Below are 15979 nucleotides of genomic sequence, written 5' to 3'. Positions count from 1 at the left end.
AAAATATCATGCCTCCGATGTGCCGCCATATGGTCTCTCCTCATTGTAAGTGAAGAGATTATAACATATTTTTTAATTTGACGACACTATCTAGGCCTGGCTGCCATGCGCATGGCAGCCACAGGCGGCATCCAGGGCCCCGCACTGGCGGCAGTGGGCCACCAGGGGCTCGAAGGTCTCGCTGTCCGGGAAATAGGCCAGCAGGGAGCCCTGCGACATGTCGAAATACCAGGCGTGCAGCGACAGCTTGTGGGCGGCCACCCGTTCCTGGATCCAGGGGTAGGAGAGCAGGTTGTCGATGGAGACCAGGATGGCGGCCTCTTCGCAGTGGCGCTGCCGGTCGGCCGGGCTCTCGTCGCGCACGTCCTCGCGCATCCGTTCCAGGGCGGGCGCGGCCATGGAGACCCAGTTGGCCACGAAGCTCTCGTCATGCAGCGATTCGGGGTTCAGCAGGGCCTGGATGCCGCCGCAGCCGGAGTGCCCCAGCACGATGATATGCTCCACCTTGAGGTGGTGCACCCCGTATTCCAGCACGGCCAGCACGGCATCGCGACGCAGGGCGTCGTCGGCATGGGGCACCAGGTTGGCCACGTTGCGCACCACGAAGATGTCGCCCGGGTCGCAGCCCATGAGCAGGGCCGGGTCGGCACGGGAATCGCTGCAGGCGATGACGATGGCCTTGGGATGCTGCCCCTTGTTCAGGGACGTGTAGTAGTCGTTTTCCGCATCGAAGTAGAAGCGGCGGAAGTTCCTGAAACCGTCGATGAATTTTTCAAAGTCTTTCATTGTTCCCTCAAAAATACCTCCCGCCGTGCGGCACCTGGATGCCGCCGGACGGAAGAGACAAAAAGAGCCCCGGAAGGACCGGGGCTCTTGGATAGCATCGAAGACTGGGGCTACTTGGCCTTGGCTTCGGCCGGAGCGGCCTTTTCGGCAGCGGGCTTTTCGGCGGCGGGAGCGGGCTTTTCAGCGGGCTTCTCCGCGGCCTTGGTGTCCTGGGCGGCCTTGGCGGGCGCTTCGTCGGCGGGAGCTTCGGCCGCGGCGGGAGCTTCGGGCTGGGGGTTGCTCACGGACACGAAGTTGACCTTCTGCTTGTTCATTTCGTCCAGCAGGGCATTGGTCACGTCCAGGGCGGAATCATAGGCCACGGCCACGTCCGTGCCCAGCACCACGCTCAGGCCGTTGGCCTTGCGGTAGTTGTTCACCAGACGCTGGGTCAGGTCCAGCAGCTGGCTGACCACGTTCTGCTGTTCGGCGTTGATGCGCTGCTGGCCACCCATGTAGATGGCCTGCAGTTCACGCTGCAGGGCTTCGTTCTCGGGGTCTTTGCCCAGACGGGCCTGCACGTCGTCGATCTGCTGCTGGATCTCTTTCTGCATGCCTTCCAGGAAGCGGCTGGCTTCCTTGCCGGGCTCGCTGTCACGCAGCAGGCGGTTCATATCGACCACGCCGACCTTGACGGCGGGTTCCTGGGGCTGCTGACAGCCGCTGACGGCGAGGCAGAGGACGAGCAGGGAAAGGACGAGGAAACGAATACGCATGGGGAGTTCTCCTTGGATCATCCGCAAGATGTGCGGTTTCAGTCTGAATGGCCTGCTTGTACGATGTTTTGTTCCGGGACTCAACTCTTTTCCGCCGCCCCGCTCCGGCGTACGGCCGGGACGGGACCTCGTGCAAGACGGCGCGCGCATTGACAAAGGTTGCGATATTGTTATTCTGAACGTTGTCCTTATTTCATAAGATCTTCAGGGCGGACCTGCCGCCAAGCGAGAATTTTCGTGTCATACCACTCCCTGCGCACCCCGCGCGAAGCCATCACCGAGATCGTCAGACACACGCCGCCCGAAGTGCGTCCTGCCATCATCGCCCTTATCCGGGCCGCCTACCGCTCCCTGAAGCGCGGCTACCAGCCCGATGTGCGGGCCGTGCCCCTGCGCAGCTGGCGCTCGCTGCTCCAGCTGCTCTCCTCCGTCGCCGCCATGCAGAGCGAGACGGAGACCCTGCTGCGTGTCTCCAACGACCTGCTCTCCATGGCCGACCATATGGCGCCCCCCGGAGAAGTGCTGCGCCAGAGCGCCGAGATCCTGGTCCATGCCCTGCATGCCGACCTCTATGTCTGCCGTCTGCGCAACCCCCAGGGCGAGTGGGTGGTGCAGGCCGCCGCGCGCCGTGACGGCGGCGGCATCCCCATGGTGGTCCCCGCCCTGGAAGAAGGCATCCGCAACCACCCGGTCATGCGCACGGTCAAGGAAGGCTCGGCCCGGCATGTGGTGTCCAACAACCTGCAGGGCATCGAACGCGGCGGCGAGTCCTTCGACTGCGTGGTCTACAAGGCGGGCTACCGTTCCCGTCTGGCCTTCGTGCTGCGCGAACGCAACGACCGGCCGCCCTTCGGCCTGGTACTGCTCTACACCCAGCGGGAATACGGCTTCGAGATGTACGACGCCCACTTCCTGTCCAAATGCGCCCGCATCGTGTCCCTGACCACGGGCCGCCGCCTGGCCGTGGCCCGCGACACGCTGGAAAAGGCCGCCGGCGCCATGGCCCACTACGGCAACAATGCCCTGAACATCATGCGCAACCAGGCCGAATACTGCGGCGAGCTGGTGGAAGACATCGACAACAACCTTTCCCGTGCCCTGCGCCTTTCCCGCGAACTGCGCGCGGAGTTCCACGAGGATTCACGCGGCCAGCGCCTGGCCCTGGAACTGGAAAAGATCCTGGCCCGCGCCGACCTGACGGAACTGGCCGGGCATCTGGGCGGCGTGCTGGAAGGCACCCGCCGCATGACCCGCATCATCGGCTCCCTGAAAAAATCCGCGGAGCGTCCTTCCCTCATGCGCTACGCACTGGGGCAGGACGTCCTCAAGCTGGAAGACGACTCCCACGACTAGGCCGGGGCAGGCCGATCCCCCGTAACGCCGCCGTCCCCTGCCAGGACGGCGGAACCGTACGCCACACGGCGCACGCCGTCGGGATACCCTGCCCCTTTCCTGTCACGATGCCGCCCGCCCTGCGGGGACATGCGCCGTTTTTTTCCGGCGCCCTGTCCTGCCGGGCGTCGCCCTTCCGGGCCCGTCACCTTCCATACCTCGGAGCGCCGCCATGAATGCCGCCCGCCTCTTCCCCTTCCTGAACGAACTGCATCACTACAGCCTGCGCGACTTCCGCGCCGACTTCGTCGCCGCGCTCACCGTCACCCCCATGGCCGTCCCCCAGGCCATGGCCTATGCCCTCATCGCCGGGGTGCACCCGCAATACGGCATCTATGCCTGCATGCTGCCGGTCATCGTGGCCGCCCTCTGGGGGTCGGCCCGCTATCTGGCCGCCGGCCCCACCAACGCCATCTCCATGGTGCTGTTCACCACCATGAGCACGGTCAGCATCGGCGGCATCACCGTGGCCAGTCTGCCCGAAGAGGCCCGCATGCCCTACATCTTCGGCATCGCCCTGCTCTGCGGCCTCATCCAGGTGGGCATGGGCCTTGCCCGTCTGGGCGAGCTGGCCAATTTCATCTCCCATTCGGTCATGGTGGCCTTCTCCGCCGGTGCGGCCCTGCTCATCGCGTCGGGCCAGCTCAAGACCGCGCTGGGCCTGCCCTCCTCCCAGGCACAGGGATTCTTCCCCCAGATCGATCACGTCATCCACAACTTCACTCATCTCAACATCTGGTGCCTGCTGGTCTCCGGGGGCACCATCCTGCTGATCCTACTTTTCAAGCGCATCTCGCGCCGCTTCCCGGCCACCCTGGCGGCCCTGGTCATCATCTCCGCCGTCTCGGCCCTGCTGGGTCTCCACGAGCAGGGCGTGCGCCAGGTGGGCGCCATCCCCAGCGTGGTCCCGCCCCTTTCCCTGCCCCCGGCCTTCGACATGGCCTCCATCCGCGACCTGTTCATGCCCGCGCTGGCCATCGCCCTGCTGGGCGCCGTGGAATCCCTGGCCATCGGCAAGCAGCTGGCGGGCATCCGCGGCGACCGCTTCGACGGCAGCCAGGAACTCATCGGCCAGGGCCTCGGCAACATCGCCGCGGGCCTCACCTCCGGCATCCCCGGTTGCGGCTCCTTCACCCGCAGCGCCCTGGTGGTCACCAGCGGCGGGCGCAGCCGCATGGGCACGGTCTTTTCGGGCCTGCTGGCCCTGCCCATGCTCTTCGTTATGGCGCCGCTGGTCAGCTGGCTGCCCATGCCTGCCCTGGCGGGCGTGCTGCTGCTCATCTCGGTGAACATGATCGACATCCCGGCCATCCGCCTTTGCCTGCGGGCCACGCGCATCGACCGCTGGGTGCTGCTCATCACCTTCGCGTCCACCCTGCTCCTCGATCTGGAGCGGGCCGTGTTCATCGGCGTGCTGCTCTCCCTGACCCTCTTCATCTACAAGGCGGCCCATCCCCGGGTACGCCGCCTGCGGGCCACGGACCCGCTCATGCGCTATGCCCCGGACAACATGCCCGAAGGCCTGGTGGTCTACGTCATCGAAGGCACGCTCTTCTTCGGCGCCATCCATGAGCTGGAGCGCCAGCTCTACGAAGAGGACGACACGCCGCCCCGTCTGGTGGTCCTGCACCTGACCCGCGTGTTCTGGCTGGATGCCTCCGGCGCCCATGCCCTTGAGCAGTTCCTCGAACGCTGCTATGCCCGCAGTGTGCCGGTGGTCCTGGTGGTGGGCAGCCGCAACGTGCGCGACATCCTCGGCCGCACGGGCGTCATCGACTGCCTGAGCGACGGCTTTGTGGCCGATACCCTGGGCGACGGCCTGCGCATCGGCGTGGACATGCTGAACAGGCATATCTGCTGCCACACCGGCTGCCCCGAGGAATCCTGCCCCGGTCCCGCCTGCCCCACGGCCGCTGCCCCCCGCAGCGTGGACCAGCTGGCGCAGCAGCGCCTGCAACAGATGCAACCCGAAGACCCTGCGTCCCGCACTACGGAACATTGATGATGCACAAAGCGTTTTTCCTGCCGCAATCCCCGGCCACCCCCGACAGCCTGCCCTTCGACCGGGAGCACCCCTGGCTGGCGCCCCTGGCCGGCTACAGCGACCTGCCCTTCCGCCTGCTCTGCCGCCAGTACGGCGCGGCGGTCTGCGTGACCGAGATGGTCAGCGCCAAGGGCCTTGTCTACCGCAGCCCCGGCACCGGCGAGCTGTTGCAGAGCCTGCCCGAGGACCAGCCGCTGGTGGTCCAGCTTTTCGGCGCCGAGGCCTCCTTCCTGCAACGGGCCGTGGAGATGCTCCGCGACGTGGGCTACGGCTGGTTCGACCTCAACATGGGCTGCTCGGTGGCCAAGGTTCTCAAACAGGGGGCCGGGGCCGCCATGCTGGGCGATGTGCCCAATGCCCTCGAAGTGGCCCGCGCCATGCTCCAGGCCGCCGGTCCCGGACGGGTGGGCTTCAAGATCCGTCTGGGCCTGGACAGCCAAAGGCATGTCTGGCGCGACCTTTCCCTGCGCCTCCAGGATCTGGGCGCGGGCTGGATCACCCTGCACCCGCGTACGGCGCGCCAGGGCTTCGGCGGCGAGGCCGCCCACGAGGTGCTGGCCGAGCTCAAGCAAGCCCTGGACATCCCCCTCATCGCCAGCGGCGACCTGTTCAGCGCCCGGGACGGCCTGCGCGTGCTGGAGCAGACCGGCGTGGATACGGTCATGTACGCCCGGGGCGCCATGCACGGCCCGGCCATCTTCGACGACCACCTCCACCTTTGCCGGGGCGAGGAGCCCCAGCCCCCCTCACCGGCCGCCCTGCGGGCCATGGTCCTGCGCCACATGGAACTGGCCCAGGAACTCTGTCCCGGTCGCGCCGCCCTCTGGAAGATGCGCAGCGTGGTGCCCCGCTATGTGCGCAGCCTGCCCGGCGTCAAGGCCCTGCGCCTCGAGCTCTGCCGCTGCACGTCCTGGGAAGGTCTGCACGAGCTGATGGACCGCTTTTTGCCGGAATAAACGGCAAGATCTGTTGAGGAGAAAGGGGACTTTTTCCAGCGGAAAAAAGTCCCCTTCCCCCTCAAACTCCCCCATCCTTCAAAAACCGCTCACGGCGTCCCGTGCTCCGCACAGGACGCTCGACGGGGAGTTCCGGTCTTCTCTCCCCCGCGCTTTCCTTTGCCTTCCTGGACAGCCTTCTTCATCTCCTCTCCAGCCGGGGAGCCATCCGCCGCCTGCCGGACGGGATTTCCCCTGCCTGCCCCGTCCCCCACAGGCAGGCGTCCTGTATCCCCGTGCAATCACAGACGCACCTGCTCACAGGCTCTGCCCCTTTCCCGTATATCGAGCGTGTCGATAGGACGGTGTGTGCCGAAGGTGCCGTGCCGCGCAGGCGGACCCGCCCGGATGCCAGGCAGCATCCGCCATCCGGCGGCGATTCCCGCACAGCGCGAGCGCCCCTTCCCCTTGACAGGGCCTCCCTCTCACGGAACACTGCCGCAAAGAATCTTTTCCGGGAGAGAACTATGGACGTCATCCGCGCCAAGACCGCCGGTTTCTGCATGGGGGTCGGCCTGGCCCTGCAAAAACTGGATACCGCTCTGGAACAGCCCTGCGAAGGCCGCACCTGCACTCTGGGCCCCATCATCCACAACCCGCAGGTCCTGGCCGACTATGAGGCCCTGGGGGTCTTCTGCGCCCAGGATCCTTCCCAGCTCAACGCCACGGACAGGGTCCTCATCCGCGCCCACGGCATCACCCGTCAGGTGGAGGAGGCCGTCCGCGCCACCGGCGCCGACGTGGTGGACGCCACCTGCCCCAAGGTCAAGCGCGCCCAGCTGGCCATCGAACGTGCCACCCGTGACGGCGAGGAGCTGCTGCTTTTCGGTGAGGCCGACCATCCCGAAGTGCGCGGCCTTGTCTCCTATGCCCACGGACCGGCCCATGTGTTCGGCAGCCGTGACGAACTGGCCGCCCTGCATGTGGACCCGGAACGTTCTTATGTGCTGGCCTCCCAGACCACCCAGGACCGCTCCGTCTTCGAACAGCTGGAAAAGGAACTGCGCGACCGCCTGCCCCGGCTCAAGGTGCTGGCCACCATCTGTGATGCCACCCGCGAACGCCAGGAAGAGGCCCGCAGCATCGCTGCCCAGGTGGATGCCATGGTGGTGGTGGGCGGCCGCCAGAGCGGCAACACCCGCCGTCTGGCCGATCTGGCGGCCCAGAGCGGCATCAGCACCTATCATATCGAACAGGCCGAAGAACTGCGGGCCGAAGACTTTGCCGGCAAGGGGCGCGTGGGCCTCACCGCCGGGGCTTCCACGCCCCGCAAGCTCATCGACGCCACCCAGCAATGGCTGGAGCAGTTGCCGGATTAACGGGACTTCCGCGGGGCACCGCTGTGTGCCCCGCAGACCGTGCAGCCTTGTGAACAAAAGGCTTTGCCGTACGGAACGGACGGCAAAAAAACTTTTCTTCCGTCCCCGGCCCTTGCGGAGCTGCCCTTCCTGCCCCCGCCAGGGCCCTTCGGACATTCCCCTTATTTTTTTCTTGTATTTGTTTGCCGGCGGCACTCGTTCTCCGGTAAACAGGGCATAGCCAGGACGCTGTTCATAATGATCTGTATTTGATGATTATTTTTGAACAAAATCGTACTATGGCTCTAATTGTGATATTTTTCACCAGAGTACTGGAGGCCTGAAACTTCTCCGGTCGTCCGCCGCAGCCGTTTGCAAAGCCCCGCTCTCTGGCGTACACTGAAAACCAGTTCCGTACACGGGACAGTCCCCCTCACCGGGCCGCCGCAAGGCGTTTCCGGCGGGGCTCCTGTGTTTTTTCTGGGGGTAGAATGGCTCTGATCCTGGGTACCGCCGGTCACATCGACCACGGCAAGACATCTCTGGTCCGCGCGCTGACGGGCATCGACTGTGACCGTCTGGAAGAAGAGAAGCGGCGCGGCATCACCATCGAACTGGGCTTCGCCTGGGTCCCCATGCCGGGTGGCGAGCGTCTGGGCATCGTGGACGTGCCCGGCCATGAACGCTTCGTCAAAAACATGGTGGCCGGTGCCGCCGGTGTGGACTTCGTCATGCTGGTCATCGCCGCCGACGAAGGCGTCATGCCCCAGACCCGCGAACATCTGGAGATCTGCTCCCTGCTGGGCATCCGGCACGGTTTCGTGGCCCTGACCAAGGTGGACATGGTGGACGCGGACTGGCTGGAACTGGTCCAGGAAGACGTGCGCACCTTCCTGCAGGGCACTTTTCTGGAAGGCGCCCCCATCTTCCCCGTCTCGTCCAGCACGGGCCAGGGCATCCCGGCCCTGCGCGAACATATCCTGGCCTGCGCCAGCAGCCTGCCGCCCCGGCACGGCTCCGACATCTTCCGCCTGCCGGTGGACCGCGTGTTCACCCTCAAGGGGCACGGCACGGTCATCACGGGCACGGTCATTTCCGGCGCGGTCAGCGAAGGGGACGAACTCTGCTTCATGCCCGGCGCCCTGCCCACCCGCGCCCGCAGCCTGCAGCGCCACGGCAGCAGCGTGGAGATGGTCCGCGCCGGCGAGCGCTGCGCCGTCAACGTGCAGGGCCTGGAAGTGACGGACATCCATCGCGGCAACACCCTCTGCCGTCCCGACACCCTTTTCCCCTCCCGCCGCTGGCTGGTGCGTCTGCAGTGCCTCAAGTCCGCGCCGCGGCCCCTGCGCCAGCGTACCGAGGTCCACTTCCACCACGCCACGCAGGAATGCGCGGCCCGGGTGGTCTTCTTCGACCGTGACCGCCTGGCCCCCGGCGATTCCTGCCTGGCCGAACTGCGCTTCTCCAGCGATATGGTGGGCGTGTTCGGCGACCATTGCGTGCTGCGCGCCTACTCGCCCCTGCGCACCGTGGCCGGCGGCACCATCGTCAGCCCCCTGCCGCCCCTGCTGCGCCGCAAGGACCCGGATTTCCCGAACAAGCTCGACCTGCTGGCCCGTCTGCCCGAACTGGCCGCACCCGAATACATCACGGCCCACTCCGGCCTCGACCTCACCAGGGCGGCCCTGAGCCTCAGCGGCAGCGCGGGCGCCAGCCACAGCCAGCTGCAGGCCCTCACCGGCCAGAGCGCCGCGGCCCTGCAGAAGCAGCTGGTCCAGCTGTCTTCCCAGGGCGAGGCCATCTGCTGGCACAAGGAAGGCCGCATGTGGATCGCCAGCCTGCATTTCGAGGCCCTGATCCGCGCCTGCCTGGACAGGGCCGCCGCCCTGCACGCCAAGAACCCGCTCAAGCCCTCGCTGCCCAGCGGCGCCCTGTGCGCCGGCTGGAGCGACAAGCTGCCCCAGCGTCTGGTGGCGCGCGTGCTGGAAGCGGCCCAGAAAAAGGGCCTGCTGGTGGCCGAAGGCGACGGCCTGCGCCTGGCCAGCCACAAGATCACGCTGGCTTCCGACCAGGAGGGCCTGAGCCGCAAGCTGCTGGAGGCCCACACCAGCGCGGGCCTGACCCCGCCCAACCTCAAGGACGTGCTCGAGGAGCTGGGCGTGAGCAGCAAGGAGGCGGCGCCCGTCCTGCGCCTGCTGTGCGAACAGAAGAAGCTGGTGCGCGTCAAGGACGGCCTCTACTACGGCAACGAGGCCGTGGAAGAGATCCTGGACAAGGTGCGCCTGTGGTTCAGCGACCATGAGGATCTGGACGTGGGCGGCCTCAAGGAGATCCTGGGCCTTTCGCGCAAGTACCTCATCGCCCTGCTGGAGTTCATGGACAGGGAAAAGATCACCGTCCGGGTGGGAGACGCCCGGCAGTATCGGGGCCGCTAGGGACAGGTATCCTGTCCCCGTCCGGTGACCGCAGGGTCGCCGCCCGAGGCCCGACCAACAACAGCGTCATGCTCCGGCGACCGCGCCCGCGGCCGCCCGTGTCCGGGCGAGAGACCTCGTCCCCGGACGGCACAAAGTTTGAGACGCCCGGCGTTTCAAACGCCAAATGCTCTACAAGGAGAGTCTATCATGGCACAGAAAATCCTGGTTATCGGCGGCGTTGCCCTGGGTCCCAAGGCTGCCTGCCGCTGCAAGCGCCTGATGCCCGACGCCGAGATCACCCTGGTGGATGAAAACCTCTTCATCTCCTACGGCGGCTGCGGCATCCCCTATTATGTGTCCGGCGAGGTCAACAACCTCGACGACCTGCGCGCCACGCCCTACCACACCGTGCGTGACCCCGAATTCTTCCGTACCATGAAAGGCATCACCGTGCGCAACCAGACCCGCGCCATGGCCATCGACCGCGCCGCCAAGACCCTGCTGGTGCGCAACGTGGTCACCGGCGAGGAAGAAAAGCTGCCCTACGACAAGCTGGTGCTGGCCACCGGTGCCACCCCGCGCATGCCTCCGGTGGAAGGTCACGACCTGAAGAACGTCCTGACCCTCACCCGTCTGGAAGCCGCCGACGTCATCCGCAAAGCCTGCGAACACGGCCAGGTCAACGAGGCCGTCATCGTGGGCGGCGGTTTCATCGGTCTGGAAGCTGCCGTGGCCCTGTCCGACATGTGGGGCGTCAAGGTCAGCGTGGTGGAAATGATGGACCAGATGCTGCCCGGCGTGCTCTCCCACAACATGGGCAAGATGGCCGCCCACGACTGCGAGGCCCACGGCCTGTCCGTCTACACCTCTGAAAAGGTCGTCAAGCTGGAAGGCAAGGACGGCGCCGTGTGCAAGGTCATCACCGACAAGCGCGAACTGCCCGCCCAGCTGGTGATCTTTGCCGCCGGTTTCCTGCCCAACGGCCAGCTGGCCAAGGATGCCGGTCTGGAAGTGGCCCCCTTCGGCGCCATCGTGGTCAATGAAAAGATGCAGACCAGCGACCCCGACATCTATGCCGGCGGCGACTGCGTGGCCATCAAGAACCTCATCACCGGCAAGCTGGGCTACCTGCCCCTGGGCAGCATGGCTAACCGCCAGGGCCGCGTCATCGGCACCAACCTGGCCGGCGGCGATGCCAGCTTCCCCGGCTTCGTGGGCACCTGGGCCGTGAAACTGTTCGACATGTCCTTCTGCGGCGCCGGCCTCACTGTGGAACGCGCCCGCAAGGAAGGCTATGACGCCATCTCCGTGGCCGTGGAACAGCTGGACCGCGCCCACTTCTATCCCGAAAAGAACATGATGAGCCTGGAACTGGTGGTGGACAAGAGCGACCGCCGCGTGCTGGGCATCCAGGGCGCCTGCACCGCCGGTGACGCCCTCAAGGCCCGCATCGACGCCGTGGCCGCCGTGCTGCAGTATGGCAAGCCCACCGTGGAAGACATCTCCAACCTGGAGATCTCCTACGCGCCGCCTTTCGCCTCCGCCATGGACGTGGTCAACGTGGTGGCCAACGTGGCCGACAACGTGCTGGCCGGCCGTGTGAAGCCCATCACCTCCGAAGAGTTCATGGCGCTGTGGGAAAAGCGCGCCGAGAACAACATCTTCTTCATCGACGCCCGTCCCGCCAAGGCCGGTCAGGCCGTGCAGGCCGTCCATCCCGAATGGCACTCCATCTCTCTGGAAGAGATGCCCAGCCGGGTCAACGAAGTGCCCAAGGACCGTCCTGTGGCCATCATCTGCAACACCGGTCTGCGCGCCTATGACAGCGTGCTGATCCTGGCCCGCAACGGCATCACCGACGTGGTCAACGCCGCCGGCGGCATGCAGGCCGTGCTCAAGACCGGCGGCAAGATCTAGCTGTTTGTCCTTGTGACCTGTTCAAGGGGCGCCCGTCAGGGGGCCCCTTTTTTCATGGCCTGCCGGCGGGCCCCTGTCCGGCACGGCGGCAGTCGCCCCGGGCACCCGGCCGACCGCCCCTGAAGGCCGGGGAACGGCCTCTTCGCCCGCCTCCCTTCCCTGCGCTTTCCCGGTCAGCAGCCTGCCGCAGCAAGGTGCCATGACCGGCAGGGCACCGCCCCTTCCCAAGCCCTGCCGGGAGGACCTCCAAAGCCTTGCGCAGCGCCGTTTTGCGGGCTATGATCACATGACATATTTCATGGTATTTTCCGTTATTGCCTTTTGTCGCCCTTTTTAGTAGGCAGCCTGAAGAGAGACAAAGGCGCCGGTCACGCGTCCTGCGGGGCCGCAGCGGCTCAATATCTTTCTAACTCCTTTGTTTCTCTTGCAAAAATGCTTGTGCATTTTTTTTCACAGCCTGCCCACATTAGACTGTTCAAACAAACAATTTTGTGGTAGGGCTCATCCATTGCGAACAGGCACGGTCCCGGCCGTTTTTTCGGGCTTCTTCCGCCCGGGCCGCTCCGGCCTCATGCCACGGCATGATGCGATGGATCCTCTCTGTTTGCACAAGACCACCGCTTGCCGGTGTGTCCATTCCGGAAAAACATGCGCGCCAAGATAGACGCGCAAGGAGGAACAGATGGCGAAAATGAAAACCATGGACGGCAATAACGCCACCGCGTATATTGCCTACGCTCTGTCGGACACGGCTGCCATTTACCCCATTACCCCTTCGTCCGTCATGGGCGAAGTCATGGACGAAATGGCTGCCAAGGGTTGCAAGAACCTGATGGGCCAGACCGTGACCGTGCGTGAAATGCAGTCCGAAGCCGGTGCCGCCGGTGCCGTGCACGGTATGCTGGCTGCCGGTTCTCTGACCAGCACCTACACCGCTTCCCAGGGCCTGCTGCTCATGATCCCCAACATGTACAAGATCGCCGGCGAACTGCTGCCCGGCGTCTTCCATGTTTCGGCCCGTGCCCTGGCTTCCCACGCTCTGTCCATCTTCGGTGACCATCAGGACGTCATGGCCTGCCGCCAGACCGGTTTTGCCTTCCTCTGCTCCTCTTCGGTGCAGGAATGCATGGACATGGCCCTGGTCGCCCACCTGTCCGCCCTTGACGCCAGCGTGCCCTTCTGCCACTTCTTCGACGGTTTCCGTACCTCTCACGAAGTGCAGAAGATCGAGACCATCGATTACGAAGACATCCGCAAGCTGGTTCCCTGGGACAAGGTCGAAGAGTTCCGCGCCAATGCCATGAACCCGGAACATCCCCATATCCGCGGCACCGCCCAGAACCCCGACATCTTCTTCCAGAACCGCGAAGCCAGCAACCTGTACTATGACGCCGTGCCCGGCATCGTGCTGGAAAACATGAAGAAAGTGGCCGCCATCACCGGCCGCAAGCATCGCCTGTTCGACTACGTGGGCCATCCCGAAGCCGACCGCGTGATCATCAGCATGGGCTCCTCCTGTGAAGTCATCCAGGAAACCGTCAACTACCTGAACGAACGCGGCCAGCGCGTGGGTCTGGTGAAAGTGCATCTGTTCCGTCCCTTCTCGGCCGAACACCTGCTGCAGGCCATCCCCGCCACCGCCACCACCATCACCGTCCTCGACCGCACCAAGGAACCCGGTTCCCTGGGCGAGCCCCTGTACCAGGACGTGTGCACTGCCTTCATGGAAAAGGGCGAAGCTCCCACCATCGTGGGCGGCCGTTACGGTCTGGGCTCCAAGGACTTCACCCCCGGCATGGCCAAGGCCGTGTTCGACAACATGCTGGGCCTGGCTCCCAAGAACCACTTCACCGTGGGCATCCACGACGACGTGACCAACCTGAGCCTCGACGTTGAAGAAGAGATCGACACCGTGCCCGCCGGCACCGTGCAGTGCAAGTTCTTCGGTCTGGGCGCCGACGGTACCGTGGGTGCCAACAAGCAGGCCGTCAAGATCATCGGTGACAACACCGACATGTACGCTCAGGCCTACTTCGCTTACGACTCCAAGAAGTCCGGTGGCTTCACCGTGTCCCACCTGCGCTTCGGCAAGAGCCCCATCCAGTCTTCCTACCTCATCACCCAGGCGGACTACATCGCCTGCCACAAGGCCGCCTATGTCACCCAGTACGACATCCTGGACGGCATCAAGGACGGCGGTACCTTCGTGCTGAACTCCAACTGGTCGCTGGAAGACATGGAAAAGCACCTGCCTGCTTCCATGAAGCGCACCATCGCCCGCAAGCACCTGAAGTTCTTCAACGTTGACGCCGTTGCCGTGGCCCAGGAAGTGGGTCTGGGCGGCCGCATCAACATGATCATGCAGACCGCTTTCTTCAAGCTGGCCAACGTGATCGACTTCGACAAGGCCGTGGCCCTGCTGAAGGAATCCATCAAGAAGACCTACGGCATGAAGGGCGACAAGATCGTCAACATGAACATCGCCGCCGTGGACAAGGGCATGGACGCCCTGGTCGAGATCAAGTACCCCGAATCCTGGGCTGACGCCACCGAAGGTGCCGAAGTCTGCCATTGCGGCGACGACGACTACATCGCCGGTGTGGTGCGTCCCATCCTGGCCCAGCGCGGCGACAAGCTGCCCGTGTCCGCCATGGAACCCGCCGGCATCATGCCTCTGGGCACCGCTGCCTGTGAAAAGCGCGGTGTGGCCATCAACGTGCCCGAATGGGTGGCCGACAACTGCATCCAGTGCTGCCAGTGCTCCTTCGTGTGCCCCCACGCCGCCATCCGCCCCGTGGTCGCCAATGACGAAGAACTGGCCGGCGCTCCCGAAAGCTTCGTGACCGTGCCTGCCAAGGGCAAGGAACTGACCGGCATGAAGTTCCGCATGCAGGTGTACGCCGAAGACTGCCTGGGCTGCGGCTCCTGCGTGGAAGTCTGCCCCACCAAGACTGAAAAGCGCGCCCTGACCATGAAGCCCCTGGATACCCAGATCGACGCCCAGGTGGCCAACCTGGCCTTCGCCGAAGCCAACGTCTCCATCAAGGACGACCTGATGGCTCGCGACACCGTCAAGGGTTCCCAGCTGCAGCAGCCCCTGCATGAGTTCTCCGGCGCCTGCGCCGGCTGCGGTGAAACCCCCTACGTCAAGGTGCTCACCCAGCTGTTCGGCGAACGCATGCTGATCGCCAACGCCACCGGTTGCTCCTCCATCTGGGGTGCTTCTTCCCCCACCACGCCCTACACCACCAACAAGGACGGCTTCGGTCCCGCCTGGGGCAACAGCCTCTTTGAAGACGCCGCCGAATTCGGCTGCGGTATCGGTCTGGGCTACAAGCAGCGCCGCGGCGCCCTGGCCCTGGCTGTCAAGGAAGCCCTGGCCACCGAAGGCATCGACGACGAACTGAAGGCCTCCCTGCAGGGCTGGCTGGACAACATGGAAGACGCCGAAGGCTCCCGCAAGTTCGGCGAAGAGATCCTGGACAACCTGGACAGCCTGTCCGAAGCCAACCACGCTCTGGCCCACAAGCTGTGGGATATGGGCGACCTCTTCACCAAGAAGAGCGTGTGGATCTTCGGTGGTGACGGCTGGGCCTACGACATCGGTTACGGCGGTCTGGACCACGTTCTGGCTTCCGGCGACGACATCAACGTCCTGGTGATGGATACCGAAGTGTACTCCAACACCGGCGGTCAGGCCTCCAAGTCCACTCCTCTGGGCGCCATCGCTCAGTTCGCCGCTGCCGGCAAGCGCATCGGCAAGAAGGACCTGGGCCGCATGGCCATGAGCTACGGCTATGTGTACGTGGCCTCCATCGCCATGGGCGCCGACAAGCAGCAGGTGCTCAAGGCCTTCCGCGAAGCCGAAGCCTACAAGGGCCCCTCGCTGATCATCGCCTACGCTCCCTGCATCAACCAGGGTATCCGCAAGGGCATGGGCAAGAGCCAGGAAGAAGAAAAGCTGGCCGTGCAGACCGGCTACTGGCCCCTGTACCGCTTCAACCCCGAACTGGCCAAGGAAGGCAAGAATCCCTTCCAGCTGGACTACACCAAGGATCCCAACGGCGAACTGCAGGCCTTCCTGGCCGGCGAAACCCGTTTCGCCGCTCTGGACAAGAAGGATCCCGAAGTGTCCAAGCAGCTCAAGGCTGAACTGGACAAGGCCTACAACGAGCGTCACGCTCTGTACAAGCAGCTGGCCAGCCTGCCTCATCCCGGCAGCGAAAACTAAGCCGGCATACGCTGAATGAATGAAGGGGCGCGGCCGCAACGGCCGCGCCCCCATTATCTGGAGCGTGGGTCGAGCCCCGGCGTCCTCCGGCCCGCCGGCAAGGACGCGCCCATGCCGGGACGGCAGACCCGCATGGCGCAACAT

9 protein-coding genes are annotated in these 15979 nt (G+C 65.0%); 7 read left to right on the top strand and 2 right to left on the bottom strand.

Features of this window, described 5'->3' with window-relative positions; translation table 11 throughout:
• Positions 1-90: 90 nt before the first annotated feature.
• Together ACQRCJ_RS08335 and ACQRCJ_RS08330 are read right to left on the bottom strand one after the other, a co-directional pair.
• The gene (locus ACQRCJ_RS08335; protein WP_168934904.1) at positions 91-786 is read right to left on the bottom strand and encodes a carbonic anhydrase; all 696 of its coding nucleotides are present in this window, start codon (positions 784-786) and stop codon (positions 91-93) included.
• Between the two features lie 110 nt (positions 787-896).
• Positions 897-1541 (bottom strand): OmpH family outer membrane protein, encoded by a 645-nt coding sequence (locus ACQRCJ_RS08330; RefSeq protein ID WP_427799620.1) that lies wholly within the window; start codon positions 1539-1541, stop codon positions 897-899.
• A 237-nt stretch (positions 1542-1778) separates the two neighbouring features.
• Here ACQRCJ_RS08330 and ACQRCJ_RS08325 point away from each other — a divergent pair, with 237 nt between their 5' ends.
• From ACQRCJ_RS08325 to nifJ, 7 genes are all read left to right on the top strand, one after another.
• Complete coding sequence (locus tag ACQRCJ_RS08325; protein ID WP_303994811.1) at positions 1779-2894, top strand: hypothetical protein; 1116 nt, start codon at positions 1779-1781, stop codon at positions 2892-2894.
• A gap of 211 nt (positions 2895-3105) precedes the next feature.
• Entirely contained in the window at positions 3106-4935 is a 1830-nt protein-coding gene (locus ACQRCJ_RS08320) for a SulP family inorganic anion transporter (RefSeq protein WP_427799619.1), read from the top strand.
• The gene (locus ACQRCJ_RS08315; protein ID WP_427799618.1) at positions 4935-5933 is read left to right on the top strand and encodes a tRNA dihydrouridine synthase; all 999 of its coding nucleotides are present in this window, start codon (positions 4935-4937) and stop codon (positions 5931-5933) included. The genes ACQRCJ_RS08320 and ACQRCJ_RS08315 overlap by 1 nt, the downstream gene beginning before the upstream one ends.
• 506 nt (positions 5934-6439) lie before the next feature.
• Complete coding sequence (ispH, locus tag ACQRCJ_RS08310; protein ID WP_300646284.1) at positions 6440-7291, top strand: 4-hydroxy-3-methylbut-2-enyl diphosphate reductase; 852 nt, start codon at positions 6440-6442, stop codon at positions 7289-7291.
• A gap of 470 nt (positions 7292-7761) precedes the next feature.
• Positions 7762-9705 (top strand): selenocysteine-specific translation elongation factor, encoded by a 1944-nt coding sequence (selB, locus tag ACQRCJ_RS08305; protein ID WP_427799617.1) that lies wholly within the window; start codon positions 7762-7764, stop codon positions 9703-9705.
• Positions 9706-9894: 189 nt separating this feature from the next.
• The gene (locus ACQRCJ_RS08300) at positions 9895-11604 is read left to right on the top strand and encodes an FAD-dependent oxidoreductase (RefSeq protein ID WP_204626167.1); all 1710 of its coding nucleotides are present in this window, start codon (positions 9895-9897) and stop codon (positions 11602-11604) included.
• Between the two features lie 682 nt (positions 11605-12286).
• Positions 12287-15835 (top strand): pyruvate:ferredoxin (flavodoxin) oxidoreductase, encoded by a 3549-nt coding sequence (gene nifJ, locus ACQRCJ_RS08295; protein ID WP_168934898.1) that lies wholly within the window; start codon positions 12287-12289, stop codon positions 15833-15835.
• Positions 15836-15979 lie beyond the last annotated feature (144 nt).

It is taken from the genome of Desulfovibrio sp. SGI.102 (assembly GCF_050314315.1).
Lineage (GTDB): Bacteria > Desulfobacterota > Desulfovibrionia > Desulfovibrionales > Desulfovibrionaceae > Desulfovibrio.
This window is presented reverse-complemented; position numbering and strand designations above follow the sequence as displayed.

Bases quoted from the DNA above. Each gene is read 5' to 3' on its own strand.
- ACQRCJ_RS08335 (WP_168934904.1), bottom strand. From the start codon at position 786: ATGAAAGACTTTGAAAAATTCATCGACGGTTTCAGGAACTTCCGCCGC.
- ACQRCJ_RS08330 (WP_427799620.1), bottom strand. From the start codon at position 1,541: ATGCGTATTCGTTTCCTCGTCCTTTCCCTGCTCGTCCTCTGCCTCGCC.
- ACQRCJ_RS08320 (WP_427799619.1), top strand. From the start codon at position 3,106: ATGAATGCCGCCCGCCTCTTCCCCTTCCTGAACGAACTGCATCACTAC.
- ACQRCJ_RS08315 (WP_427799618.1), top strand. From the start codon at position 4,935: ATGATGCACAAAGCGTTTTTCCTGCCGCAATCCCCGGCCACCCCCGAC.
- ispH (WP_300646284.1), top strand. From the start codon at position 6,440: ATGGACGTCATCCGCGCCAAGACCGCCGGTTTCTGCATGGGGGTCGGC.
- selB (WP_427799617.1), top strand. From the start codon at position 7,762: ATGGCTCTGATCCTGGGTACCGCCGGTCACATCGACCACGGCAAGACA.
- ACQRCJ_RS08300 (WP_204626167.1), top strand. From the start codon at position 9,895: ATGGCACAGAAAATCCTGGTTATCGGCGGCGTTGCCCTGGGTCCCAAG.
- nifJ (WP_168934898.1), top strand. From the start codon at position 12,287: ATGGCGAAAATGAAAACCATGGACGGCAATAACGCCACCGCGTATATT.